The organism is Microbacterium sp. NPDC089696, from assembly GCF_044749125.1.
GTDB lineage: Bacteria > Actinomycetota > Actinomycetes > Actinomycetales > Microbacteriaceae > Microbacterium.
On sequence record NZ_JBIVHF010000004.1, the window covers coordinates 15,668 to 40,996 of the forward strand.

The 25,329-nt window shown below is 69.7% G+C and carries 26 protein-coding genes; 7 read left to right on the top strand and 19 right to left on the bottom strand.

Annotated features, from left to right (window positions below):
• Positions 1-66: 66 nt before the first annotated feature.
• Positions 67-1,056 (bottom strand): GTP-binding protein, encoded by a 990-nt coding sequence (locus ACIPY8_RS17635; protein ID WP_400821013.1) that lies wholly within the window; start codon positions 1,054-1,056, stop codon positions 67-69.
• Positions 1,057-1,125: 69 nt separating this feature from the next.
• Between ACIPY8_RS17635 and ykgO the strand changes: the two genes are divergently transcribed.
• Complete coding sequence (gene ykgO / locus ACIPY8_RS17640) at positions 1,126-1,248, top strand: type B 50S ribosomal protein L36 (protein WP_036311902.1); 123 nt, start codon at positions 1,126-1,128, stop codon at positions 1,246-1,248.
• 91 nt (positions 1,249-1,339) lie between these two features.
• Here the strand turns inward: ykgO and ACIPY8_RS17645 are convergent, their stop codons facing one another.
• Together ACIPY8_RS17645 and ACIPY8_RS17650 are read right to left on the bottom strand one after the other, a co-directional pair.
• Positions 1,340-1,981 (bottom strand): haloacid dehalogenase-like hydrolase, encoded by a 642-nt coding sequence (locus tag ACIPY8_RS17645; protein ID WP_400821016.1) that lies wholly within the window; start codon positions 1,979-1,981, stop codon positions 1,340-1,342.
• Complete coding sequence (locus tag ACIPY8_RS17650; RefSeq protein ID WP_400821019.1) at positions 1,978-2,724, bottom strand: GntR family transcriptional regulator; 747 nt, start codon at positions 2,722-2,724, stop codon at positions 1,978-1,980. The genes ACIPY8_RS17645 and ACIPY8_RS17650 overlap by 4 nt, the downstream gene beginning before the upstream one ends.
• Positions 2,725-2,864: 140 nt before the next feature.
• Here ACIPY8_RS17650 and ACIPY8_RS17655 point away from each other — a divergent pair, with 140 nt between their 5' ends.
• From ACIPY8_RS17655 to ACIPY8_RS17675, 5 genes are all read left to right on the top strand, one after another.
• A complete protein-coding gene (locus tag ACIPY8_RS17655) occupies positions 2,865-4,301 on the top strand; it encodes an APC family permease (protein ID WP_400821021.1) in 1,437 nt (478 codons plus the stop codon).
• A 26-nt stretch (positions 4,302-4,327) separates the two neighbouring features.
• Positions 4,328-5,482 carry an NAD(P)/FAD-dependent oxidoreductase gene (locus ACIPY8_RS17660; RefSeq protein ID WP_400821023.1) on the top strand — a complete coding sequence of 385 codons (1,155 nt, stop codon included), beginning with the start codon at positions 4,328-4,330 and terminating at the stop codon, positions 5,480-5,482.
• Positions 5,479-6,894: an FGGY family carbohydrate kinase gene (locus ACIPY8_RS17665; RefSeq protein ID WP_400821025.1), complete on the top strand. Its 1,416-nt coding sequence runs from the start codon at positions 5,479-5,481 to the stop codon at positions 6,892-6,894. Before ACIPY8_RS17660 ends, ACIPY8_RS17665 begins: the two co-directional genes overlap by 4 nt.
• A 116-nt stretch (positions 6,895-7,010) precedes the next feature.
• Positions 7,011-8,150: an AI-2E family transporter gene (locus tag ACIPY8_RS17670; RefSeq protein ID WP_400821432.1), complete on the top strand. Its 1,140-nt coding sequence runs from the start codon at positions 7,011-7,013 to the stop codon at positions 8,148-8,150.
• 91 nt (positions 8,151-8,241) lie between these two features.
• Positions 8,242-8,409, top strand: coding sequence for a hypothetical protein (locus ACIPY8_RS17675; RefSeq protein ID WP_400821028.1), 168 nt, complete (start codon positions 8,242-8,244; stop codon positions 8,407-8,409).
• On the opposite strand, the gene ACIPY8_RS17680 is transcribed toward ACIPY8_RS17675, so the two are convergent.
• Genes ACIPY8_RS17680 through ACIPY8_RS17710 form a run of 7 tightly spaced genes read right to left on the bottom strand, consistent with a single transcriptional unit; the run spans position 8,410 to position 16,299 of the window.
• The gene (locus ACIPY8_RS17680) at positions 8,410-9,483 is read right to left on the bottom strand and encodes an Lrp/AsnC family transcriptional regulator (RefSeq protein WP_400821030.1); all 1,074 of its coding nucleotides are present in this window, start codon (positions 9,481-9,483) and stop codon (positions 8,410-8,412) included. It abuts the gene before it with no gap.
• A complete protein-coding gene (locus ACIPY8_RS17685) occupies positions 9,429-10,328 on the bottom strand; it encodes an alpha/beta fold hydrolase (protein WP_400821032.1) in 900 nt (299 codons plus the stop codon). The genes ACIPY8_RS17680 and ACIPY8_RS17685 overlap by 55 nt, the downstream gene beginning before the upstream one ends.
• Before the next feature lie 58 nt (positions 10,329-10,386).
• The gene (locus tag ACIPY8_RS17690) at positions 10,387-11,565 is read right to left on the bottom strand and encodes a M24 family metallopeptidase (RefSeq protein ID WP_400821034.1); all 1,179 of its coding nucleotides are present in this window, start codon (positions 11,563-11,565) and stop codon (positions 10,387-10,389) included.
• Positions 11,566-11,579: 14 nt separating this feature from the next.
• Positions 11,580-12,482, bottom strand: coding sequence for an ABC transporter permease (locus tag ACIPY8_RS17695; protein WP_400821037.1), 903 nt, complete (start codon positions 12,480-12,482; stop codon positions 11,580-11,582).
• On the bottom strand, positions 12,479-13,441 hold the full coding sequence (locus ACIPY8_RS17700; RefSeq protein WP_400821039.1) for an ABC transporter permease: 963 nt from the start codon (positions 13,439-13,441) through the stop codon (positions 12,479-12,481). The genes ACIPY8_RS17695 and ACIPY8_RS17700 overlap by 4 nt, the downstream gene beginning before the upstream one ends.
• A gap of 30 nt (positions 13,442-13,471) precedes the next feature.
• Positions 13,472-15,091 carry an ABC transporter substrate-binding protein gene (locus ACIPY8_RS17705; protein WP_400821042.1) on the bottom strand — a complete coding sequence of 540 codons (1,620 nt, stop codon included), beginning with the start codon at positions 15,089-15,091 and terminating at the stop codon, positions 13,472-13,474.
• Positions 15,091-16,299: a dipeptidase gene (locus tag ACIPY8_RS17710; protein WP_400821044.1), complete on the bottom strand. Its 1,209-nt coding sequence runs from the start codon at positions 16,297-16,299 to the stop codon at positions 15,091-15,093. Before ACIPY8_RS17710 ends, ACIPY8_RS17705 begins: the two co-directional genes overlap by 1 nt.
• 167 nt (positions 16,300-16,466) lie before the next feature.
• On the opposite strand from ACIPY8_RS17710, the gene ACIPY8_RS17715 reads away from it, so the two are divergent.
• The gene (locus tag ACIPY8_RS17715; RefSeq protein ID WP_400821046.1) at positions 16,467-18,122 is read left to right on the top strand and encodes a dipeptide ABC transporter ATP-binding protein; all 1,656 of its coding nucleotides are present in this window, start codon (positions 16,467-16,469) and stop codon (positions 18,120-18,122) included.
• Between the two features lie 12 nt (positions 18,123-18,134).
• On the opposite strand, the gene ACIPY8_RS17720 is transcribed toward ACIPY8_RS17715, so the two are convergent.
• The 9 genes from ACIPY8_RS17720 to obgE all read right to left on the bottom strand — a co-directional run bounded on the left by ACIPY8_RS17720 (position 18,135) and on the right by obgE (position 25,258).
• Positions 18,135-18,419 carry a hypothetical protein gene (locus ACIPY8_RS17720; RefSeq protein WP_400821048.1) on the bottom strand — a complete coding sequence of 95 codons (285 nt, stop codon included), beginning with the start codon at positions 18,417-18,419 and terminating at the stop codon, positions 18,135-18,137.
• 102 nt (positions 18,420-18,521) lie between these two features.
• Positions 18,522-19,211 (bottom strand): SDR family oxidoreductase, encoded by a 690-nt coding sequence (locus tag ACIPY8_RS17725; RefSeq protein ID WP_400821051.1) that lies wholly within the window; start codon positions 19,209-19,211, stop codon positions 18,522-18,524.
• A 1-nt stretch (position 19,212) separates the two neighbouring features.
• Complete coding sequence (gene rsfS, locus ACIPY8_RS17730; protein ID WP_400821053.1) at positions 19,213-19,593, bottom strand: ribosome silencing factor; 381 nt, start codon at positions 19,591-19,593, stop codon at positions 19,213-19,215.
• A complete protein-coding gene (locus ACIPY8_RS17735) occupies positions 19,593-20,816 on the bottom strand; it encodes a hypothetical protein (RefSeq protein WP_400821055.1) in 1,224 nt (407 codons plus the stop codon). Before ACIPY8_RS17735 ends, rsfS begins: the two co-directional genes overlap by 1 nt.
• Positions 20,813-21,415: a nicotinate-nucleotide adenylyltransferase gene (nadD, locus tag ACIPY8_RS17740; protein WP_400821058.1), complete on the bottom strand. Its 603-nt coding sequence runs from the start codon at positions 21,413-21,415 to the stop codon at positions 20,813-20,815. Before nadD ends, ACIPY8_RS17735 begins: the two co-directional genes overlap by 4 nt.
• Before the next feature lie 5 nt (positions 21,416-21,420).
• Complete coding sequence (locus ACIPY8_RS17745) at positions 21,421-21,645, bottom strand: hypothetical protein (RefSeq protein ID WP_400821061.1); 225 nt, start codon at positions 21,643-21,645, stop codon at positions 21,421-21,423.
• A 65-nt stretch (positions 21,646-21,710) separates the two neighbouring features.
• Positions 21,711-22,964, bottom strand: a complete 1,254-nt coding sequence (locus tag ACIPY8_RS17750) for a glutamate-5-semialdehyde dehydrogenase (RefSeq protein WP_400821063.1) — start codon at positions 22,962-22,964, stop codon at positions 21,711-21,713.
• A 9-nt stretch (positions 22,965-22,973) separates the two neighbouring features.
• The gene (gene proB, locus ACIPY8_RS17755) at positions 22,974-23,759 is read right to left on the bottom strand and encodes a glutamate 5-kinase (protein ID WP_400821065.1); all 786 of its coding nucleotides are present in this window, start codon (positions 23,757-23,759) and stop codon (positions 22,974-22,976) included.
• The gene (gene obgE / locus ACIPY8_RS17760) at positions 23,756-25,258 is read right to left on the bottom strand and encodes a GTPase ObgE (RefSeq protein ID WP_400821068.1); all 1,503 of its coding nucleotides are present in this window, start codon (positions 25,256-25,258) and stop codon (positions 23,756-23,758) included. Before obgE ends, proB begins: the two co-directional genes overlap by 4 nt.
• Positions 25,259-25,329 lie beyond the last annotated feature (71 nt).

The following is a 25,329-nucleotide window of genomic DNA, read 5'->3' on the forward strand; positions in this document are numbered from 1 at the left end:
GGACGCCAGCGTAGCGAGAACGCGGGGCGGTTCGGGCGCAGACACGACGCGTGAGGACTGCGCCCTTCAGTGCACGGCGCTCTCCCACGACGGGAACGGGTCCGCGTACGTCAGCCACGCCGCCGGGCCCGCGAGCAGCTCCTCGTCCGTGAGAGTCGCCGCGTCGAGCGCACGGCTGAGTGCGATCTCGTCCATGTCGATGCCGGTGAACGAGATGTCCTGTCCGAGCGTGAGCGGCTCGTCGTCGCCGTGGTCTCGGGCGAGCGGATCGAGGGAGATCATCTGGCCGACGTGCTCCCAGGAGCCGGTGAGCCCCGGCCGCGTCGCGATACGACACATCCCCGCGGACCGCAGCACAGCCCCGAACAGGCCGGAGCCGACCTGTTCGTCGAGCACGCGGTGGAGACGACCGGGATGGAACGGCCGCACCTGCTGATAGCGGAACGTCCGCACGCGGAGGTCGCGCATGAACGGATCGTGCTCGTCGTTGAGCGCGTGCACCCACCCCGGCTGGTGCACGTGGTCGTCGAACCGCGATTCCGGTCCGACCCGCTCGGCGCGGGTGAGACCGATCTGCGCGGCCGGCGCGAGATGGCTGAGGAGAGCGAGAAGCACCGCGAGATCGCGGGTCGGCACCTCCTCCCAACCGGTCACGATCAGGGCGCTCGCGAGCTCGATCTGCTGCACCATTCGCAACGCCCGGGCGACGTGGCGACGCGGTCGGGTGCCGGGCACCGCGTAGTACTCGTCATCGAGCAGGTCCTCGAAGAAGCGCGGAGCCGCCACCACGCACACCACCTCGCAGACGGTCGCGTCCTCGTCCCCGAGGAACGATCCGAGGGTGTCGAGCAGCGACGCCTCGGAGGGGATCTCGGCGACCAGCCGGTCCGGGCGGCCGTTGCGCACGATGTGCAACGCATCGGACGAGAAGTCGTGCGCGGCATCCGTCCTCACCCCGCTGGAGACGACACAGCGGCGGTCCTCGGCCAGGCGGCGGGCGATGTGGGCACGGGGTCCTGGGCGGTGCCCGCAGACGATGACGGTCTCGGTGCTCACGGCGCTCCGTTCTGATCAGGTCATGCTCTACTCTGTAGATGATAACCATTCTCATTAAGGAGTCGTGACATGAAAGTCCGCGCATCCCTCAAGTCCCTGAAGAACCAGCCCGGCGCGCAGGTGGTGCGCCGACGTGGGCGCGTCTTCGTGATCAACAAGCTCAATCCGCGCTTCAAGGGCCGCCAGGGCTGAGCCCGCTCACTGACAGATGGAAGACGCTGCTGACGGATGCTCTGCCGCGACGTCTTCCATCTATCGAGTCGTACGCCTGACCAGAGGAGGCTCAGTGCTCGGCGACGCGGGAGGGGACGCCGGCGCGGGCGAACGCACGCTGCGTGCGGCGCGACGGGCGCACCAGCACGGTCTCCGCGCTCAGCCGTGCGAGGGGGAGGTCGCTCGCCGAATCCGTGTGCAGCACAGCGATCTCCCCTTCCGGGAACGCCGCCCGGAACGATGCGGCCTTGGCCTCGCCGACGTTGTGCGCCGCGAACCGGGCGCCGTCCGCGAGGAAGCGCAGCTGCGAGGCATGCACCTGCACGCCGGAGACGCCGACCTCGGCGAGGTAGCGCTGCGCGAGCCATCGTTCGGTCGCGGTGCTGACGACGACGACTCCCTCGGCGGCCGAGGCGCGCAACGCCGCCAGGACCGGCGCCGGCGCGTTCCCGCTGCGTGCCGCGAGACGCCGAGCGACGACATCCGCCAACTGCAGGTACTCCTCCTCGGAGACTCCGGCGAGCGCGAGGTGCACGATCGCGCGGTTGCACCGGGGACGCAGACGCCCTTCGGGCCCGGCGAGAGCTGCGGCGAGCGCGAGCAGGGCCACGGATCCCGCGAGCCACGGGCGGCGCCGGAGCCGCGCGAAGACGAGGGCGGCCATGGTGTCCGAGCGGCTGAGCACGCCGTCGAGGTCGTAGACGGAGATCACGCGTCGTCGACCGCCCGCTCGATGACGAGGGACACACGGTCCGCGCGGTACACGTCGATCGCGAACTCGAGGCACTCCCCCGTGTCGAGGTAGGTGCGTCGGGTGAGCTGAAGCCCTCCGGACGCCAGGCGACCGCCGAGGTGGGCGCTGGCCTCCCCGTCGAGCACCACGACTTCGAGAGCCGCGGACGTGCGGGCGAGCGTCAGACCGAAGCGGCGCCGCACCTCCTCCCACAGCGATCCGGTCAGGTCGCCGTCGAGAAGCCCGGGCACGAGGTCGGCCCGGTAGTAGGTGGTCTCGAGCGCGAGCGGCTCGTCGTCCGAGCGGCGCAGACGCTGGAGCGCGTACACCATTGCGCCCGCCGCGACTCCGAGGCCGTCGGCCACCGCGTCGTCGGCGGCACGCTCCTCGGCCCAGAACAGCTCGGCGCCGGGCTGCCGACCGGCGCGGGCCACCTCCTGGGAGAAGGACCCCAGCCGAAGCTGCACGCGCGGCTCGGACACGAACGTCCCGCGGGTCGCCTCCCGGTGCACCCGGCCCTCGCGTTCGAGCACTCCGAGGGCACGGCGCACCGTCATGCGGCTCACGCCGAACTCGACGCACAGCTCGCGCTCCGGGGGCAGCGGGTCCCCGACGCCGGGATCGCCGGCGCGGATGCGCGAGCGCAGCTCCGCGGCGATGCGGACGTAGGCCGGCTCTCCCCCGCCGACGGCAGGGACCTCCTCGGGCGACTCGATGCTCACCCTTGACACGCTACCGGTCATGTCTCTATCGTACGTTGGTATAGACCAGCGTTGGTATATACCAATACTCGAACAAAGGACGTCGAGCGATGGACACCACTTCCCCCTCTCCGGGATCGGCAGCGCCTGCGGGCGCGCGCATGAAACGCGAACTGGGCCTGTACGCCTCCTTCGCGGTCGCCTTCGGCTTCGTGTCGATCGCCACGGGCATCTTCACGACCTACGGGGCCGTGCTCAACAGCAGCGGACCTCGCGGCATCTGGGCCTGGCCCATCGCGGTGGTCGGCCAGACCATGGTCGCCCTGATCTTCGGAGCGCTCGCCGCCCGGATCCCCATCAGCGGCTACGCCTACCAATGGGTGTCGCGTCTCGCGAACGCGATCCTCGGCTGGCTGACCGGCTGGGTGTCCTTCGCCTTCCTCGTGGTCGTGGTGGTCGCCGTCGACTACACGATCGCGGCGACCATCCTCCCCGAGCTGTTCGGCTACACCCCCAGCCCGGCGAACTGCTGGGTCATCACGGCCCTCGTGATGCTGCTGCAGGCGATCCTCGTCGCGCTGAGCACCAAGGTCACCAACCGCGTCAACGAGGTCGCCGTGACCGTGCAGATCATCGGCATGATCGGCATCACGGTGCTGCTCTTCGTGGTCGGCGCCGCGATCGGACGTCTCGACTTCACGACGCTCTTCGCGACCGCCCCCGTCGCGGAGGCCGGTTACTGGGACTTCGGCGGTCTCACCGACGCCGGACCCTTCCCCCTCGCCTTCCTGCTCGGCGCGTTCACGATCGTCGGATTCGAGTCGGCGGCCAACCTCGCCGAGGAGACGAAGAACCCTGAGCGCGTCATCCCTCGTGCCATGGTGCAGGCCGTGATCGCCCTCGGCGTGCTCGGAATGCTGTTCCTCATCGCGGTCACGGCCCTCGCCGGTGACACGGCGGCCCTCGCGCAGTCCGCGACGCCCGTCGCGACCGTGATCACCTCGGTCCTCGGTCCCGTCGTGGGCAAGATCCTGCTGGTGCTCGTCGTGATCTCGATCTTCTCCTGCGGTCTCGTCATCACCCTGAGCGGGACACGCCTCATCTGGGCCATGTCCCGCGACGAGCGGTTCCCCGCCTGGCAGATGCTGCGGCGCGTCAACCGCACCCGGCACACCCCGGTCGCGGCGACGCTCGGCTACCTCGTCATCACCCAGGCGATCCTTGCGATCTTCAGCGGCACCAGCGATGCTCTGTTCATCCTGTTCTCGGCAGCCACGCTGCTGCCGGCCATCATCTACGCGGGGACGGTGCTCCTGTACATCGTGAAGCGCCGGTCGCTGCCCACCAGCACCGGGTTCACCCTCGGGCGCTGGGAGGTGCCGGTGCTCGTGCTGGCGAGCGTCTGGCTCGTGTACGAGCTGCTGATCTTCCGCGACGTCTCGTTCGAGCAGCCCCGCCTCTACGTCGGCATCATGCTGGTGATCGGCATCGTCTACCTCGTGTACCTCCTCGTCACCCGCGGACGACGCGGCCTCACGATGCCCGACATGGCCGATGTCGACCGCACGTTCGACGACGACACCGTCCCCACCTCCTGATCCCCACCCCGAAGGAAGATCCGCCCGTGAACGCCTCCACCCCTCCCCCCGTCGTCGCCGTCATCGGCGGAGGCGTCGTGGGATCGGCCCTGCTCCACGTCCTCGCCCACCGCGGCGTCGATGCCCTGCTCCTGGAAGCCCAGTCCGACCTCGCGCTCTCCGCGAGCGGGACCAACTCCGGTGTGCTGCACACCGGGTTCGACTCGACGCCAGGGCAGCTCGAGACCACCCTCATCCTGCGAGCCGCGCACATCCGCCCCGCGATCCTCGACGCGCTCGGCGTCCCGACGATCCCCGCGGGCGCAGAGCTCGTCCCGCGCACACCGGAAGACCACGAGACCGTCCGCGCTCTCGCGGCGAACGCCGCCGCGAACGGCGTCGAGGCGAGCATCCGCGCCTCCGACGGAGCGCTGCTCGTCCCCGGCGAGTCCGTCACGGACCCCGTGGCGTTCACGAGGGCGCTGGCCGCGTCCGCGGTCGCCGCCGGTGCGCGGATCGAGACGGGTGCCCGAGTCACCGCGATCACCCCCACGGACCAGGGACTCGTCCTCGACACGGCGGACGGCGGACGTCACGAGGTCGCAGTCGCGATCAACGCGGCCGGCCTCTACGTCGACGAGATCGCCCGACTGATCGGCGACGACTCCTTCGAGATCTATCCGCGCAAGGGCGAGTTCTTCGTGTTCGAGCTGCCGGACGGGGAGACGCTCGACCGGATCATCCTGCCCGTGCCGACCAAGCGCACCAAGGGCGTGCTGGTGTTCCCGACGCTCGACGGGAAGGTCGTCGCCGGCCCCACCGCGGTCGACCTCGACGACAAGGAGGACTGGAGCGTCCGCCCCGAGGCGCGAGACGAGATCCTCGCGAAGGCGGTCGAGCAGTTCCCGACGCTCGCGGGCCTCGAGCCGGTCTTCAGCTACGCGGGTCTGCGACCGGCCGGGCGCGACAGCAACTACGTGGTCGGCCCATCGACGGTCGACGCTCGACTGATCAACGTCGCCGCGATCCGCTCGACCGGCCTCACCGCGTCGCTCGGCATCGCCGATCACGTCGTCGGGATGCTCCCCGACCTCGGCATCCCGGTGGGTGAGCTCCGCCCGCCGACGCCGACCGCCCCGATCGTCGCCGACGGGCCCTGGTGGCGCCGCACGGCCGCGCACCGCGAGAGCGAGGCGTCATGACCACCGTCCTCGCGATCGATCAGGGCACCTCCGGCACCAAGGCCGTCGTCGTGGGCGCCGACGGCGAGGTCCTCGCGCTCAGCGAGGTGACGGTCCGCCCGACCTATCTCCCCGGCGGCGGCGTCGAGCACGACCCGGATGCCGTTCTCGACTCGGTCCTCCGCGCGGGCCGGGTCGCCGTGAACACCGCGAACGTCGACGTCGACGTCGTCACCCTCGCGAACCAGGGCGAGACGGTGCTCGCGTGGGATCCCGACACCGGGCGTCCCCTCTCGAACATGATCGTCTGGCAGGACCGGCGGTCGGAGTCGATCTGCGCGGAGCTCCGGGAGCACGCCGACGACATCGCCGCGCGCACCGGACTCGTGCTCGACCCGTACTTCTCCGCTCCGAAGCAGGCGTGGCTGCGGCGCGAGATCACGACCGAGGGCGTCGTCACGACCTCGGACAGCTGGTTGCTGCACCGGCTCACCGGGGAGTTCGTGACGGACGCCTCCACCGCCAGCCGATCCCTCGTGGTCGACCTGGACGAGGTGTCGTGGGACCCCGGGCTCCTCGCTCTGTTCGGCCTCGCCGACGAGCGGATGCCGAGCATCCTCGCGTGCGACGACGTGGCAGGCTCCACCACGGCGTTCGGAGCGTCCGCAGCGGTCGGCGGGCTCGTGGTCGATCAGCAGGCCGCGCTCGTCGCCCAGGCGTGTCTGCGGCCGGGCGAGGCGAAGTGCACGTTCGGCACCGGGGCCTTCCTGCTCGCGAACACCGGTCGTGAGGCCGTGCGCTCCACGGCCGGACTGGCATCGTCCGTGGCGTGGCAGCAGGGTGGACGCACGACGTACTGCCTCGACGGCCAGGTCTACACGGCCGCCTCCGCCGTGCAGTGGCTCGAGCGTCTCACGTTCATCGACACCGCCGCCGACCTCGACCGTGTCGCCGCCGACGACTCGCACGGCGTGCTCTGCGTGCCGGCGCTCGCGGGCCTCGCCGCGCCCTGGTGGCGCCCGGACGCGACCGCGACCTTCTCCGGCATGACGCTGTCGACCGGTAGCGAGCACCTCGTCCGCGCCGTCCTCGAAGGGATCGCGGCGCAGGTCGCCGAACTCGCGCGGGCCATGGCGGGCGACCTGGAGCGCCCGCTGCAGCGTCTGCGCGTCGACGGAGGGCTCACCCGGAGCCGGGTGCTCATGCAGGCAGTGGCCGATCTCATGCGCATCCGCGTCGACGTGTACCCCTCGTCGCACGCGACCCCGCTCGGCGCCGCCGCCCTCGCACGATGCGCCGTCACCCCGGGGCTCGCCCTCGAGGACGCGATCATCCCGTGGACGCCCGTGCAGACCTACGAGCCGCAGTGGTCGGACGACCGTGCCGAGGAGTTCTCCGCGCGCTGGCGCACGGTCGCGGAAGCCCACGCCTGAGCTCCCGAGCCATCACCGATGGCACGGCTCGCGCCGGATAGCCAGGGTCTTGTCCTCCTGCGATGGTCTGATAGAAAGACCAGGCACCGATCAGCGAGCAGTGGGAGGCACACGTGATGGGACTGTTCCGGCGACCGGAGCCGATGAGCGACGAGGCGGCCGCGCGCCTGACGGGCGAGACCGGTCGTCTGTGGTCGCGCGGCTGGGGCCTCGCCGCCACACGCAGCCTCCAGACCCTTGCGGTTCTCGCGCTCGTCGCAGTGGGCGTCCTCGTCATCACCCAGCTCTCCCTCGTGTTCATCCCCGTCACCATCGCGCTGATCCTCGCCTGCGCGATCCACCCGCTCGTCGCCCTCATGCGCCGGAAGGGCGTGCCGTCGATCCTCGCGACCTGGATCGCGCTGATCGGGATCCTCGCGGTCCTCGGCGGCATCGTCTGGGTCATCGTGCTCACGGTGCGTTCGCAGTGGGACGACCTGGTCGACTCCGCGACCGACGGCATCACGCAGGTGACCGCGTGGCTCGACACGCTGCCCTTCGACATCGCGTCGATCGATCTCGACGACGTCTGGGCGAGCGCGGGAGACTTCCTCACGAGCGCCTCCTTCGGCCGCGGGGCGCTGGCCGGCGTCTCCGCCACCGCGAGCTTCTTCACCGGCCTCGCGCTGATGATCGTCGTGCTGTTCTTCTTCCTCAAGGACGGTCCGCGCATCTGGGAGTTCCTGCTGCGGCCGTTCACCGGAGCGAGCTACGAGCGCGCTCGCCGCATCGGCGACAAGACGGTCGACGTGTTCGGAGGCTACATCCGGGGCACCTCGATCGTCGCCGCCGTGGATGCCGTCGGCATCGGGATCGGCCTCGCGATCCTGCAGATCCCGCTGGCCGTGCCGCTCGCCGTGATCGTGTTCCTCACCGCGTTCATCCCGCTGGTGGGCGCGACGGCAGCCGGCATCCTCGCAGCCCTCGTCGCGCTCGTGACGCACGGCCCGCTCGCGGCGCTGATCGTCGTCGGCATCGTCGTGCTCGTGAACCAGTTGGAGGGCAACTTCCTGCAGCCGGTCGTGATGGCGCGCTCGCTCAAGCTGCACGCTCTCGTCATCCTCCTCGCCCTCACCGCGGGGACGATCCTCGGCGGCATCGTCGGGGCGGTCCTCTCGGTCCCGCTCGCGGCGGTCGCCTGGGGAATCATCACGGTGTGGGACGGCCCGCACACCCCCGCCCGCCCCTTCCGCAGGAAGCGCGACGAGACGGTCTAGGCGTACTCCTCGTCGGCCCGCACGTCAACGGACTCCTGCGCACCGCGGGTCGCTCGTAGCGTGGCTTCACCAGCCACGAGAGGAGCACGTCATGAGCAATCCCCCCATTCCCCCGATCCCGCCGCTGGACGGAGACGACGACGACCTGGATCCCGCGATCCGCGAGGTCGACGGGGAACGCGAACTCGACCCGGATGCGAACCCGGACCGCATTGACAGCGCCGACGCCGATCGACTGGCCGCGGAGGGCGACGCCTGATCAGCTCCCGCCCGCGGAGGCGACCTGTGCGCGCCACCACGGCGTCTCGATGAAGCCGCGCTTCATGAACACGAGCTCCATGGCGGCGTTCCACCCCTTGACGCCCTTGAGCTGGGCGATCGTGCCGGTGAGGAAGTCGTGCAGGGTCTCCGTGCTCGGCAGGATGATCTCGCAGTAGAGCGAGTTCTCCTCCAGCGCGGCCGCCAGGAACCGCACGGACACGTGCTGCGACAGCGTCTGCGCCACCGACGCGAGCCGCGACGGCTCGACGCGCAGCATCAGGAGCGTCTCGGCGCTCATGCCGAGAGCGGAGGCCGGCACCATGGTGACCGTCGTGAGGCACCCCGCCGAACGCATCCGCTCGTAGCGGCGTCGCACGCTGCTCTCGTTCATGTCGAGCTTCGCGGCGATCGACAGGAACGATGCCCTCCCGTTGTCGCTGAGCTCGCGGACGATCGCGTGATCGGCGTCGTCGAAGTGCGAGGGGTCACAGGTGTTGGGCGCCGGCATGTACGACGTGGGGTCGCTCGCGGCTTCGGCGTGCGAGTCGTAGAGCTGTCGCCCCCAGTCGAAGCTCACCTTGTACGTGTGCACGACGAGATCGCTGCGCCATCGCTCCACCCCGGGGATGGCCTGCAGATCGGTGAGCACGTGCGCGTAGTTCGCGGAGTCTCCGGGGATCACGACCTCGGCGAACACGTCGAACTTGCCGGTCACGAGCGTCACGAACCGCACGTACGGCGATCCGATGAGCGCCTCCGCCACGCCGAGCTGCGAACCGGGCGTGCAGTTGATGCGCACGAAGAACGTCTCGACGTGCCCTTCGCTGCCGAGCGTCGGCACGATGCCGACGCGAACGATCCCCTCCGCGAGGAGCTGCTGGCCGCGTCGGGTCACGGTGGACACGGAGGCGCCGGCGAACTCGGCGATCGACGTCCAGCTCGCGCGGCCGTCCTGCTGCAGTGCGACGACGATGCGTCGGTCCAGATCGGTGACGTCCCTCACCAGGGGCGCCGAGCTCATGCCGTCGGCGGGTGCACCCGGTGCAGGAACGTGCGCACGGTCTCGGTCCACGCCTCTGCCTCCTCGATCTGCGGGGAGTGCCCCGACTTCTCGAACACCACCATCTCGGAGTCCGGGATGAGATCGGCGATCGTCTGGCTACACGATACTGGCGTGATCCAGTCGGTCCGGCCCACGGTGATGAGTGTCGGCACCGCGATCTCGGGCAGCCGCGGCTTGAGGTCGTAGTTCGGCAGGTTCACCGAGAACGCGTAGTTGTGCGCACGGTAGCGGTACGGCGTGGCCTGGACCTTGCGTTCGACGGCCTCCGGGTCGTACACGAAGTCGTAGAGCGGCAGGATCTCGCGCCAGCAGTCCTTGAGATCCTCGTCGTCGCGCACCTGTCCGACGTCGATGCGGTCGAACTTCTCCATGTCGATCGTGACGCGGTCGGAGGCGAGGGCGTTCTCGCGCGCGAGGTGCGCGTTGGAGTTGTCCGGCGACGTGTCGCGCAGCACGATCGCCGCGACCCGGTCGGGATAGCGCAGCGCGTACTCCATCGCCATGAACCCGCCGTAGGAGCCGCCGGCCATGACGATGCGCTCGGCGCCGATCCACTCGCGCAGGCCGTCGATGTCGGCCGCCCACTGCTCGTGGCTGTACACGCCCTCGCCCTCGCTCTGACCGCTGCCGCGAGCGTCGAAGACGACCACGCGATACTCGTCGGCCAGGCGGCCGAAGCTCGCGCGCGGCTCGGCCCGGGACCCCAGGCCGGGTGCCCCGTGATGAGTGATGATGACGGGTGCGTCCTCGGGGCCGAGCACCTCCACCGCCAGATGGTTGCCGTTGATCTCGACCCACTCGTGGTCGCTGGTCGCTGCGGCGAACTCCGGGGAGACCTCCGGTGTGCTGGTCATCGTCTTCCTCTTCCTGTCGTGATCTCTGGAGTGTGGCGTGCTCGACGGCGCACTGGGGTCAGATCGGGATCGTGCAGTCGTCGAGCGCGCGGGGGAACGTCGTGAGCGCCTCCGCACCGTCGACGGTCACGAGCATGCTGTCGCTGATCCGGTACCCGGCGTGCCCCGGCACGTAGATGCCGGGTTCGTTCGACACCACCATCCCCGCCCGGAGCACCGTGTCGTCGCCGTCCTCGAGCCACGGCGCCTCGTGCATCCCGAGGCCGATGCCGTGGCCCTGGCGGTGCCGGATGAACTCCCCCAGCCCCGCGTCGCGGATCACGTCGAGGCACAGCCGGTTCGCCTCGCGGCACTCCAGTCCCTCGCGGATGGTCTCGCGGCCGAGCTGCTGCGCGGCATGGATCGTGTCGTGATAGCGGCGCTGCTCGGTCGTGGGCTCGCCGAGCACGAAGGTGCGCTCCCCCTCGATGAAGCGCCCGCCGACGGCGCACCCCAGCGACAGCATGAACGTGTCGCCGGCGCGCAGCCGGTTCACCGAGGGCAGGCCGTGCGGGAAGGCGGAGTTCGCTCCCGAGTACACGAGTCCGCCGGCGAGCAGCGACGCGACGACGACGTTGCGGTGCTCGGCGTACATGAGGCCCGCGCCGGTCGCGGTGACGTGCCTCTCCAGCTCGGCCTCGGTCGGCAGGTCTCCCCCGGCCGCGACGGCGTCGACGACGAGCTGCACGCCGGCGTCCAGCATCCGATCGGTGATCCGCGCCGCCTCACGGTGCAGCGCCACCTCCTCCGGGTGCTTCACGAAGCGGGCGCGCGTGATCAGATCGGTGCCGACGAGGTCGGCGGCGCCCATCGCCGCACGCGCCGCGGAGAGGCGGTCGTAGGGCATGGTCGAGGCGAAGCCGACCCGGCCGCGCGGTCGCACGGCATCGGCGAGCACCGCGAACGGCGGGACGACCCCGGGGTACTCGAAGAACGCGACGAGCTCGCCGCGTGCGGACTGCGATTGCGCGTACTCCCGCTCGAGCTCGGGCAGCAGCAGGACGACGCGACCCGAGGCCTCCAGCCACACCGCGACGGGGCGCTCGGACGGGTGGTGGAAGAACGCCGTGAGATACGCGATGTCCTCGGGACTCTCGGTGAGGAGCGCATCGAAGCCCTCCTCCGCCATCATCTCCCGCACCCGCGCCTGGGTGCGGTCGAAGAACTCGGGAGCGAGCCGCTGGTCGAACCGTTCCATGTGTTCTGCTCCGTTCATCGCTTGAGGTGGCGGGGATTGCGAGCGTCGTTGTAGGCGATCGAGAGCAGTGTCGCCGACAGCACGAGGATGAGGATGGCGATCGACGGGAACAGGGTGAGCCACCACGCGCTCACCATGGCGCCGGCCTGCTGCGCTTCGTAGAGGATGCGTCCCCAGGACCACGTCGTGGGATCGCCGAGTCCGAGGAACGCGAGTCCGGCGGCCGAGAGCACCGCGCGGGACGCCGTCACGACGACCGAGACGACCACGACGGGCGTGACGGCCGGAAGCACATGGCGCGTGATGATCCAGAACGGGGAGGTCGTCATGAGGCGCGAGGCGTCGACGTAGGGCAGGCCGACGACCGTGAGCGCCTGCGAGCGCACGAGACGCGTGACCTCGGGCCACGAGAACGCGGCGACCACGAAGATGATCGTGCTGGTGCTCGGGCCGACGAGGGCGGCGATGAGGATCATGAGGGGCAGCACCGGCAGCGACAGCGTCATGTCGACGATCACACTGATGATGCTGTCGAGGCGTCGGAAGTAGGCGCCGACCACCGCGATGATCGTGCCGAACACGATCGCGATGACGGAGGCGGCGACCGCGACCAGCACGCTCTGCTGCGTGCCCCAGATCACCTCGGAGAACACATCCCGCCCGAGGGCGTCGGTCCCGAACCAGTGCTCGCCGCCCGGAGGGCGCAGGACGTCGGGCCCGTAGCTGGCGGGGTACGGCGCGATGAGCGGCGCGGCGAGCGCGACGACCACGAGCAGGATCAGCAGTCCCAGGGAGATCATGCCGAGCGGGTCTCGGCGGAACGCGCGCCACGTGTGCGCGCTCGCGCGCTCGCTGCCGACCGCGGCCGGCTCGGTGAGGGGCGCGCCCTCGGCGGAGGGCAGAAGCGGAGCGGTCATGACGTCTTCACTCTCGGGTCGAGGTAGCCGTAGACGATGTCGGTGGCGGTGTTCGCGACGACGACCGTCGCGGCGAGCATGAGGAAGGCGCCCTGCAGCACCGGGAAGTCGAGCTGCGTGACGGCCTCGTAGATGCCGCGCCCGATCCCCGGGTAGGCGAACACGGTCTCGGTGAGCACGGCTCCGCCGACGAGGAAGCCCAGCTGCAGGCCGATCAGGGTCGTCGTGGGGAGGAGCGCGTTGCGCAGCGCGTGCTTCCAGAGGATGCGACGGCCGCGGAGTCCGTTGGCCTTGGCGAGGAGGATGTAGTCCTCACTGAGCGTCTCGATGAGGGTCGACCGCATCGTCAGCACGTACGACCCGACCTGGATGAGCATGAGCGACACGGCCGGGAGCACGAGGTGCTGCGCGACGCTGAGGTACCACTCCATGCCGTAGGTGTTGTTGGTGTACGCCCCGCCGATCGGGAACCACCCGAGGTTGAGTCCGAACACGAACAGCAGGAGGATCGCGACGCTCGGCACGAACAGCGACTGTCCGGTGACGCCGAGGATCTGGACGGCGCGGTCGATGAAGCGCCCCTTGTGCGAGGCGGCGGCCACACCGAGCGGGATGCCGATCAGGATGGTCAGCACGAGCGCCGTGATCGTGAGCAGCAGCGTCCAGGGAAGCCGCTGCAGCAGCACGTCCAGCACGGGGATCGACTGCGTGAACGAGATCCCCAGATTGCCCTGCACGAGCTGCCACATGTACAGCCCGTACTGGACGATCAGGGGCTGGTCGAGCCCGTACTGCTCGAGGATGGTCGCCCGGATGGCGTCGGTCATGTTCGGACTCGCCAGGGCGAGTGCGGGGTCTCCGGGGAGCAGGCGGAGCAGCAGGAACGTCACGGTCACGGCGAACCAGATCGTGAGCAGGCCTCGCCCTGCGCGACGGAGAATGAACGATGCTCGGGACACCCGGGCGACCTTCCTCGAGATGTGCGGTGTTTACTCGACCGGGTGCGCGCTCGCGAGCGAGAGCGGGTTCACGATCGAGAGCAGCTCACTCGGCTTCGAGATGAAGCCGGCCCATTCATCGCTGGCCGCGAAGAACAGGTTCTGCGTGTACATGATGTTGTCGTAGACCTGCTCGTGCACGATCTTGTTGGCCTCGCGCATGATCGAGATCTTGTCGTCCTCGTCGAACGTGACCATGCCCTCCTGGATCAGGGCGTTGAGCTCCGGGTCGTCGACGTGGGTGTAGTTGATCGCTCCACCGGGGAGGTACGACAGCGCGAAGTTCGTCACGGGGTCGTCCATGATCGCGAAGTTGCCGGCGTAGATGTCGTAGTCGCCCTCGTTGGTCATCGAGAGGTACGTGTTCCGCTCGGTGCCCTGCAGCTCGATCGTGATGCCGGCCTCGGCCGCGCTGTCCTTCACCATCTGCGCCCACTGGCTCGTGACGCTGTCCTGCAGCGAGTAGATCAGACGGAACGAGATCGGGAAGGTGCCGTCGGCGCCGGCGGTGTAACCGGCGTCCTCCATGAGCGAGCGCGCCTTGTCGGTGTCGAACTCGTACTCCGTGACGGAGTCGTCGTAGTACTTGGCCAAGACCGGCATGAGCGCGCTCGACCCGGTCGAGACCGCCTGCCCCTGCAGCACGACCGTGCGGATGGCGTCGTAGTCCACCGCGTGGGCGAGCGCCTGGCGCACCTCGGTCTTCGCGAGGTCGGGCTTCTCCATGTTGTACACGAGGTGGGCGTAGCCGAGTCCGGGCGCCTCGATGACCTGGAGGCCGTCGGTGCTGCTGAGCTGATCGACCTGCGCGGGTGGCAGGGCGTTCGCGATCACGTCGATCTCGCCGCTCTGCAGGGCGAGGATCTCGGTGTTCACGTCGGGGTACACGCGGTACACGACCTCGGCGGGGCCGGGGACGCCACCCTCGACGAGGGGGTAGTCCTCGACGCGCTTCAGCGTGTAGTGCTGCCCGACCTGGAAGTCGTCGAGGATGAACGGCCCCATGCCGACCCATCCGCCGGTGCTCCCGTCGTTCGCGAACTCCGCGATCGATCCCTGCGGCTCGAAGATGTGCTTCGGCACGACGACGCCCCAGAAGCCGATCTCGTCGATGATCGAGGAGTCCGGCTGCGTGAGCGTGAGCTCGACCCGGGTGTCCGAGACGGCGGTCGCGGTGTCGAGACTGCCGAGCTGTCCGTAGAACGTGCCGGGCGCCTGGTCGCGCTTGACCGCGTTGAGCGTCCACGCGACGTCTTCGGCCGTCAGCGGCTCGCCGTCGCTCCAGGTCAGGTCGTCCCGGATCTCGTAGAACCCCGTGGTGTCGTCGACGTAGCCCCAGTCGGTGGCGACGTGCTCCTCCTTCGTCCCGTCGTCGCTGATGCTCAGCAGGTGCGGGTACATGAGGTTGGTGACCCAGGAGTCCGTACGGCTGTTGCCGAGCACCGGGTTGAAGTTCACGACGTCGGTCGTCGTGCCGATGCTGAGAGTCTCGTCGCTCGGGCCGGTGGCCCCGGAGGACTCCCCCGGCTCCGGCGCCGTCGGTGCGCACGCGGCGAGGCCGACGGCGAGTGCCGCGGCCGCGCCGAGCGCGAGGAACTTGCTGTGCTTCATCAGACCCAAACCTCCTCGAGGACGCGCATGGTGTTCCCGCCGACGACCGCGCGGATCTCGTCGTCGGAGTAGTCGTGCTTCACGAGCCAGCCGATGATGTTGTAGAACGCCTCGGCGGGGTTCTCGATCCCGTCGACGTACGGCTGCTTCTCGTACTCGACGTTGGCGTGCGCCTGGCCGAGCGACAGGTTGGACGAGAACGCGTCGTGCAGGCCCACGTGGTCACCGAACAGGGTGTCGGGGCCGAAGCTCACGTGCTCGAGCCCGACCAGGTCGACGCAGTACTGGAAGTGGTCCATGACCGAGTCCAGCGAGTGCTTCGGATGCTGGGGCGAGATCGTGGTGTGCGGGGCGGCCTCGATGCCGATGACGCCGCCGCGCTTCGCGCACTGGATGATGGTCTCGTCCGTCTTCATGCGGTTGGTCGGCCACAGGCCCCGGGCGCCGGCGTGCGTGATGAACACCGGGACCTTCGAGTGCGCGATCACGTCGAGACAGGTCTGGTCGCCCGAGTGCGAGATGTCGATCGCGATGCCGAGCTTGTTCATGCGCTCGACCGCGCGCTCGCCGAAGTAGGTGAGACCGCCGTCGCCGCGCTCCTTGAGACCGCCGCCGAGCATGTTCGCCTCGGAGTACGCGATCCCCATCTGACGCACGCCGAAGCCGTACAGCACGTCGAGCCGATCGACCTCGTTCTCGATCATGGTCGAGGCCTCGAGCGCGAAGATGTGGGCGACGCGGCCCGTCTCGGCCGCGTGGCGGATGTCCTTGATGGACTCCGCCTTGATGACGAAGTCCTGATGGGCGAGGTCGGCCATGCGCACGCCGAGGTCGAAGAGCACATCCTGATACTTCCAGCCCGCGTCGCTCGAGATGCAGCAGGTGCCGTCCATGCCGTTGTCGAAGACGGCGGTGAGACCCGAACGAGCGAGGCCCTGGTAGCCGGTGGGTTCGCGGCCCTGGCGGATGTGGTCGCGGAGCTCGCCCATGTCCTCGGGGAAGACCTGGACATGCTCGTGCAGGGAGATCACGGTCTCCTCGCGCAGGAGGCGCTCGGTGCGCTCCTTCTGCCCGTCGCTGAGCTCGAGGCCCTCGTACGCGGGGACACGGCCGATCTGTGCCGCGTAGCGGAACTCCCGGTAGTCCTTGCCCGCTTCGAGGTAGTCGTACGCGGTGTAGCCGGTGTAGCGGTCTGCTGGTTCGAGCACGGATGCGCTCCTTCGGTTCGGTGTGCGGGTGCCTCCCCGATCCATCGTCGGGAGATTTCCTCGAATCTCGACGATTTCGGCGTCTGTGTCAACTAGTTTGCGAAAATTCGGCACAGATGTTTCCTGATCGAAACATTTCAGAGCCGAAGTCCTGGCATGATGGCTCCATGGAGAACACGTCCGGATCGGAAAACGGCCCCGTCCTCGAAGTCCGCGGCCTCACCGTCACCCTGCACGGAGACGGACGCAGCGCGCGTGTCGTCGACGACATCGACCTGTCTGTGCGCCGCGGCGAGGTCTTCGCCCTGCTCGGCGAGTCCGGATCGGGCAAGTCCATGACCGCCCGCGCGATCATGGGGCTCATCGAGGACGGCGAGGTCGGCGCGACCACGCTGCGCCTCGGCGACGCCGACCTCCTCTCCCTCTCCCCCGAGCAGCACCGTCGCCTGCGCGGCGTCACCGTGAGCCTCGTGATGCAGGACGCCCTGTCGGCGCTCAACCCCGTGCTCAGCATCGGCGACCAGATCATCGACCTGCTCCGTGCGCACCGGCGGATCAGCCGTCGCGACGCCCGCGTCCGCGCCGTGGAGTTGCTCACGCTCGTCGGCATCCCGTCCCCCGAGAAGCGCGTGCACGACTACCCGCATCAGTTCTCGGGCGGTCAGCGGCAGCGCATCCTCATCGCGATGGCGATCGCGCTCGACCCCGACCTCATCATCGCCGACGAGCCCACCACCGCGCTCGACGTCACGGTCCAGGCGCAGATCCTCGACCTGCTCCTGTCGCTCCGCGACCGTCTGGGCATGGGCATCCTCCTGATCACCCACGACCTCGGCGTCGTGATGGAGGTCGCCGACCAGGTGGCCGTGATGCGCACGGGACGCATCGTCGAGGCCGGCAGCGCCGACGAGGTGCTGACCTCCCCGCAGCATCCGTACACGCAGCAGCTCCTGCACTCGATGCCGAAGGACGTGAGCGCGGCAGCCGAAGACGACGGTGCCGCCCCGATCCTCCGGGCGACGGGCGTCGAGCGCACGTTCCGCTCGGGCAGTGGGCGTCGGGCGCACCGGGTCGCCGCGGTGGCCGGGGTCGACCTCAGCCTGCGGCCGGGAGAGATCCTCGCGATCGTCGGCGAGTCCGGCAGCGGCAAGTCGACGCTCGCCCGGATGCTGGTGGGCCTCGACTCCCCCGACGCCGGGTCGCTCGTGTACCGGGACCAGGACGTCACGCGCGGCCGCCTCGCGGATCGCAAGACCCTGCGTCGCGGGGTGCAGATGGTGTTCCAGGACCCCTATATGTCGCTGAACCCGCGCATGACCGTGCAGCAGATCGTCTCCGAGCCCCTCGCCGCCACGCGTACCGGCTCGCCCGCGAGCCGACGTGAGCGGGTCGCGGAGCTGCTGGAGCTCGTCGGCCTCGCACCCGAGATGGCCTCGCGCTTCCCCCACCAGTTCTCCGGCGGTCAGCGTCAGCGCATCGGCATCGCGCGGGCTCTCGCCCTCGACCCCGACGTGCTCGTGTGCGACGAGCCGGTCTCGGCGCTCGACGTCTCGATCCGCGCGCAGATCATCGACCTGCTGTGCGACCTGCGCGAACGGCTCGGGATGTCGATCGTGTTCATCGCGCACGACCTGTCCCTCGTCCGTCACATCGCCGACCGCGTCGCGGTCATGTACCTCGGGGACATGGTCGAGGTGGGCGACACCGAGACGGTCTACCGCACGCCTGAGCATCCCTACACGAAGTCGCTGCTGTCGGCGATCCCTCCGCAGACGCGTGCCGATCGGGGCATGCTCTCGCGGCGCACGCGCCTCAGCGCCTGAGCGGAGACCCCGTCAGGTCGCGAGCAGCGGCGGGAGGTGCGGGATGGCAATCGGACGCGTCGCGCGCGTCGAGTCCTGCATGCGTGAGACGTCCTCCAGCACCTGGTAGGCGTCCGAGTAGCGGATCGCCAACGGCAGATCCCGCAGCCACACGACCTCCACCTCGGTCTCCGCGTACTCGTACACGCAGGCGACGAGATGCCGCGGGTCGTTCTCGGGATACCTCTGGTCGTTGATCACCCACTCCGTCGGAGTGATGCGGTTGAGCACGTATCGCGGCTCCGGATCTCCGGCCATGTGTCGGTCCTCCAAGACTCTCTCCCCTTGGGAGAGATCCTCTCCGGATCCGAGCCCGAGGCACAGCCCCTTGACACTCCGGGCGCGCTGTGCGGCCCGGTGTCAGCGCGCGGGACGGATCGTCAGATCGGTCAGCGCGGCGTCGTCCGGGAGGTCCAGCGCGGTGAGGATCGTCGTCGCGACGGACTCCGCCGTGATGAACCGCGAAGGGTCGTACTCGCGCCCCTCCTGCTGGTGCACGCGCTCCTGCATGGGGGTCGCGGTGCGCCCGGGGTACACCGAGGTGACGCGCACCCCGTGCTCGGACTCCTCGGCCCGCAGCGAGTCGGCCAGTGCGCGCAGACCGTGCTTCGATGCGGCGTACGCCGCCCATCCGGCGTGCGCGTGCAGGCCGGCGCCCGAGTTGACGAACACGACTCGACCGCGGGCGACGCGCAGGAGCGGCAGCAGGAGCCGGGTGAGCTCCGCGGGGCCGACGAGGTTCACCGCGAGCTGCTGCTCCCACAGCCCTGCGGGCAGATCGGCGACCGGGCCGAGGTCGACGACGCCGGCCACGTGCACGATCGAGTCGATGCGCTCGGGCAGAGCCTGCTTCGACAGCGCCCAGGACAGGCGTCCCGGCTGCGCGAGGTCTCCGACGAGGGTCGTGGAACCGGGATGCTGCGACGCGATCTCCCGCGCGCGGCCCGCATCGCGGGCGAGCAGCACGACCTGATCGCCGCGCTCGAGCAGACGGTGCGTCACGACGGCGCCGATCCCCGAGCCCGCGCCCGTGACCAGATGCGTGCGCATGTCAGGCGCGGTCGGCGGTGGGCTCGGCGAGCTCGAACGGCACGACGGGGCAGTCCTTCCACAGGCGCTCGAGGCCGTAGTAGACCCGCTCCTCCTGGTGGAAGACGTGCACGATCAGATCGCCGAAGTCCAGGAGGACCCAGCGGGCCTCCGCGCGGCCCTCGCGGCGCACGCGCTTGTGTCCGGCCTCGATGAGCCGGTCCTCGACCTCGTCGGCGATCGCGGCGACGTTGCGCTCGCTGTTCCCGGTGACGAGGAGGAAGATGTCCACGAGCGGAAGGGGCTCGGAGACGTTGAGCGCGACGAGATCCTCGCCGCCCTTGGAGACGGCGGCGTCCGCTGCGAGCTGCAGCATCTCTACGGCGGTGTCAGGTGACTGCATCAGAACACATTCGTGGTGAAGGCGATGATGACGGCGACGCCGACAGCGAGTGCCAGACCACCCGCCACGATCGCGAGGATGAGCATGAGCCGGTTGCCCTTCTCAGGGGCGGGAGGACGGATGACCTCGCCGGCCGGCTTGATGGTGCTGATCGCCGAACTGGCGGCGATCGGAGTGGGCGACGACGCGGGGGGCAGCTCGCCGTCGATGAGCACGGCGTCCACCTCCTTGCCGTCGGTCGTGCCGTCGGCGTGACCGCGAGAGCCCAGCCCCTTCGGCAGTTCGTACGATCCGGTGACGAGGATCTCGCCGGTCGAGGCCACGGGACCCGACAGCGACCCCTCGCCGGGGCCCGGCGTGAAGATCAGCGTGTTGCCCGCACGGTGCGAGCCGGTCGTGTCGCCGACCGTGAGAAGTTCGTCGAAGGAGGGAGCGAAGGGTTTCTGCGGCTCCGGGGCGGCATCCGCGAGCACGCCCTGCCCGAACGCGGAGTTCACCGTCGGTCGCTCTCCCGTGCTGACGTCGACGTCCTCGGAGTCCGCGACGTCGGAGAGCACGTCGTCCTCGTCGGGCTCGGGCTCGACCGGGGTCTCGACCTCGATGCCCAGCGCGGCGACCGCGGCGACCGGGTCCTCGTCGTCGTCGGACGACTCGTCCCGGCTCTCGACGGCGGTCTCGGGGGTGAACGGCGCGATCGGGACCTCGCCGACGGAGTCGACGCTCGCTGCGGCGCTGACCGGGGCGATGACGATCTCCTCGTCGGCCTCGGCGTCGTCCTCGACGGTCGGGGCCTGCTCGACCGGGGCGGGAGCCTCTTCCACGACGGGAGGGGCTTCCTCGACGGGAGCGGAGAACGCGGGGACGGCGGTCACGAGAGGCGACTGCGCGGCCGGCGCCTCGTCAGAGGGCGCGGAGTCCTCGACGGGGAGGGTCTCCTCGGCGGGGACGTCCTCCTCGCCGACGACCGGGACCGACGCGGTGGCAGCGCGCTCACGCTCGCGGATCTGACGACGAGTGAGGCGGCCGTCTGCGGACGGCTCCTCGGACGGTTCCTCGGCCGGAGCAGCCGGGCGCGGAACGGGCGGTGCGGGCGGGGTCGCCGCGGCGGCAGCCGCCTCTGCGGCCTCGTCGGGCGTGATGACCGGCGTCGATCCGGTCAGTCGGATCTCCCGCAGCTGCTTGCGTGTCAGCGGACCCTGCTCGTTCTGATCCGATGTACTCATGCCTTGCTCCGATACAGATGATGCTTCGCGATGTATTGAACGACTCCGTCGGGGACGAGGTACCACACCGGCTGGTCGTCACGGACCCGCTCACGGCAGGCCGTCGACGAGATCGACAGCGCAGGCACTTCCAGCTGGCTGACGTTGTCGCTCGGGAGGCCGTCAGTGCTCAGGACATGCCCTGGACGTGAGACCGCGACGAAGTGGGCCAACTCCCACAACTCATCATGGTCCCTCCAACTGAGAATTTGCGCCACGGCGTCGGCACCGGTGATGAAGAAGAGCTCGGCATCCGGACGATCGCGCTTCAGATCGCGGAGTGTGTCGATCGTGTAGGTGGGACCCTCCCGATCGATGTCGACCCGACTCACCGTGAACTGCGGATTGGATGCCGTCGCGATCACGGTCATCAGATAGCGATGCTCGCTGGGCGTGACCCCTGACTTCTGCCAGGGGTGACCGGTGGGGACGAAGACGACCTCATCGAGGCCGAAGGAGTGAGCGACCTCGCTCGCGGCGACCAGGTGGCCGTGGTGGATGGGGTCGAACGTGCCGCCCATCACACCGATGCGCGCGGGGCGCGAGGTCGTGTCGTTCATACGGTCTAGTGGCCGTGCCCCGCCTCGTGTCCGTGCTTGCCGTGCTTCTCGGCCCACGCCTCGGCCTTCGCGGAGTGACGGTTCGCGACGTTCTTGTACGACAGCGTCACGAGAGCGAGGAAGGCGAACACGATCGCCGCGATGACGCCGAAGATCACCGTCTCGAGCGCCACGTTGCCGTGGTGCTCCGTCTCGGCTGCTGCCATCGCGATCTGTGCGACGAGATTCATCCTTGCTCCGTTCGTGGCTGGCGGGCGTGGCGCTCCTGGCGCCTCAGCGCCCCCTAGTCTAGCCCTCAGCCGCGGGTCTGCCCCGCTCCACGCGCGAGCCACTTGGTGCTGGTCAGCTCGGAAAGCCCCATCGGGCCGCGGGTGTGGAGTTTCTGGGTCGAGATGCCGACCTCCGCGCCGAAGCCGAACTCGCCGCCGTCGGTGAAGCGCGTCGACGTGTTGGCCATGACGACGGCGGAGTCGACCTCGGCCAGGAACCGCTCGGCGTTGCGCGAGTCGGTCGTCACGATCGACTCGGTGTGGCCGGTGCTGTAGCGGCGGATGTGGTCGAGCGCGTCGTCGAGGCTGTCGACGACCTTCATCGCGATGTCGAGGCTCAGGTACTCTGTGGCCCAGTCCTCCTCCGTGGCCGGGATCACGTTCGAGACCAGCCCGGCGGTGATGTCGTCGCCGTGGATCGCGACGCCCTCGCTCTGCAGGGCGCTCGCGACGAGAGGGATGAGGCGCGGTGCCGCCTGACGCAGCACGAGCACGGTCTCGACCGCGTTGCACACGCTCGGCCGCTGCACCTTCGCATTCACGACGATGTCGCGGGCCCAGTCGTCGGGCGCGCTCTCGTCGAGCACGATGTGCACGTTCCCGGCGCCGGTCTCGATCACCGGCACGGTCGACTCCGTCACGACGGTCTCGATCAGACCGGCACTGCCTCGCGGGACGAGCACGTCGATGAAGCCGCGACCGTGCATGAGAGCCTTGGCGCCCTCACGCCCGAAGTCGTCGACCGTCTGGATCGCCTCCGGCGTGATGCCGACCTCGCCCAGGGCGTCGCGCATGACCTCCACGAGCACGGTGTTCGAGTCGCGCGCCGCGCTGCCGCCGCGCAGCACCGCGGCGTTGCCGGAGCGCAGGGCGAGCGCAGCGATGTCGACCGTGACGTTCGGACGGGCCTCGTAGATCGCTCCGACCACCCCGAACGGCACGCGGACCTGCTCGAGGGAGACTCCGTTCGGCATCCGATGGCCGCCGACCACGCGCCCCACCGGGTCGGGCAGTGCGGCGACCTCGCGCACGGCCGAGGCGAGCGCTGCGACGCGCCTCTCGTCGAGGCGCAGACGGTCGACCAGCGAGTCCCCGATGCCGTCGGCGCGACCGCGCTCGATGTCGAGGGCGTTGGCCTCGATGATCCGGGCGGCGTTGTGCTCGAGGGCCACGGCGATGGCCTCGAGCGCACGCGCCTTGTCGTCGCTCGTGAGCGCGGCGGTGGCACGGGAGGCCTCCTTGGCGCGCTCCAGGCGCACCTGCGGGGTCTGATCGGTCATCCGCCCAGTCTAGGAGAGCGCCGGAGCGAACCAGGTGCCTATTTCGGCACCGGACAGCGCCGGACCGACGAGGTCGGCGCTCGTCACGAGCACGCCGATGCCGGAGGCGGCCGCGAGGCGGGCGGCCGAGACCTTGGTCGCCGCTCCCCCGGTGCCGACGCTGTTCACGACGGTCGATCCGAACTCGAGGCCGGAGAGGTCGGCGTCCGGCTCGATCACGTCGAGCGGCTCGGCCGCGGGATCGGACGGCGGCCTGGTGTACAGCGACTCGATGTCGCTGAGCAGCACGAGGGCGTCCGCGTTGGTGAGCTGCGCGACGAGAGCACCGAGCCGATCGTTGTCGCCGAAACGGATCTCCTGCGTGGCCACGGTGTCGTTCTCGTTCACGATGGGCAGCACCCGCAGGCCGAGCAGACGCTCCATCGCACGGCGGGCGTTGCTGCGCGACGTCGGGTTCTCCAGATCGCCCGTCGTGAGGAGCACCTGTCCGGCGATGATGTCGAAGGGGCGGAGCGCTTCCTGATAGCGGTACACGAGGATGTTCTGCCCGACGGCGGCCGCGGCCTGCTGCGTGGCGAGATCCGTCGGTCGCGCGTCGAGGCGGAGGAACGGGATGCCCGACGCGATCGCGCCCGACGAGACGAGGATCACCTCGGTGCCGCGGCCGTGCGCCGCGGCGAGGGCCTCGACGATGACCGGGATCCGCCACGACGACTCGCCGCTGATCGACGACGAGCCCACCTTGACGACGATGCGCGACGCGGTCGCGAGGTCCGCGCGCGTACGCGCGGTCACTCCCCGCCCTCGTCGCGGGTCGCCAGACGACGCTCCTCGGCGGCGGCGCGCGCCTCGGCCTTGGCGTCCATGCGCTCGTAGTACTGCTCGCGACGCTCTGACGTGGTGCGGCGCGAGTTCGGAGCGAGACGCGGGTCGGTGCCGCGCGGTGCGGTCATGAGCTCGGCGGCCGACGACATGGTCGGCTCCCAGTCGAACACGATGCTGTCGCCCTCGCCGATGACGACGGTCGATCCCTGCACCGCGCCGAGGCGGAAGAGCTCGTCCTCGACGCCGAGCTTCTCGAGACGGTCGGCGAGGAAGCCGACGGCCTCCTCGTTCTGGAAGTCTGTCTGCTGCACCCAGCGCACCGGCTTCTCGCCGAGGATGCGGTAGACGTTGCCGTAGGTGCCGCCCTCGACGCGGATCGCGAAGTCCTTCTTCGACCCCTTCGGGCGGATCACCACGCGCTCGCGCACCGGCTCGGCCGCAGCCTGCTCGGCCCGGTGCTGCTCGACGATCTCGCCGAGCGCGAAGGTGAGCGGACGGAGTCCCTCGTGCGACACCGTCGAGATGTCGAACACACGGAAACCGCGCGCTTCGAGATCCGGGCGCACGAGATCCGCGAGGTCGCGCGCCTCGGGAACGTCGATCTTGTTGAGGGCCACGAGCTGCGGGCGCTCCAGCAGGGGCGTCTGCCCCTCGGGCACCTCGTAGGCGGCGAGCTCGGCGAGGATCACGTCGAGGTCGGAGATCGGATCGCGACCGGGCTCGAGGGTCGCGCAATCGAGCACGTGGAGCAGCGCAGAGCATCGCTCGACGTGGCGGAGGAACTCGAGGCCGAGGCCGCGTCCCTCGCTCGCGCCCTCGATGAGCCCCGGCACGTCGGCGACCGTGTACCGGAAGTCGCCCTGCTGCACGACGCCGAGGTTCGGGTGGAGCGTCGTGAACGGATAGTCGGCGATCTTGGGCCGAGCGGCGGAGATCGCGCCGATCAGGCTGGACTTGCCCGCGGAGGGGTATCCGACGAGTGCCACATCGGCGACGGTCTTGAGCTCGAGCACGACGTCGCCCTCGGCGCCGGGCGTCCCGAGCAGCGCGAAACCGGGCGCCTTGCGCTTCGGAGTCGCGAGCGCGGCGTTGCCGAGTCCGCCCTGACCGCCCTGGGCGACGACGAATCGCTCCCCCGGCTCGATCATGTCGATCAGCACGTCACCCGCGGGGTTCTTGACCACGGTGCCGACCGGCACGGGCAGCACGAGATCCTCGCCCATGAAGCCGGCGCGGTGGTCGCCCATCCCGGGTCCGCCGTTGCCGGAGGTGCGGTGCGGCGAGTGGTGGTACGACAGCAGCGTGCCGGTCTGGGCGTCCGCGACGAGCACGATGTCGCCGCCGTCGCCGCCGTTGCCGCCGTCGGGACCGCCGAGAGGCTTGAACTTCTCGCGGTGGACCGAGACACAGCCGTTGCCGCCCTTGCCGGCGCGCAGATGCAGCGTCACGGTGTCGACGAAGGTGACCATGTCTCTCTCCCTGCAAAAGAGAATCGGGGCGGGCCGAAGCCCGCCCCGATTCGGATGTCTAGCGTCGCGCT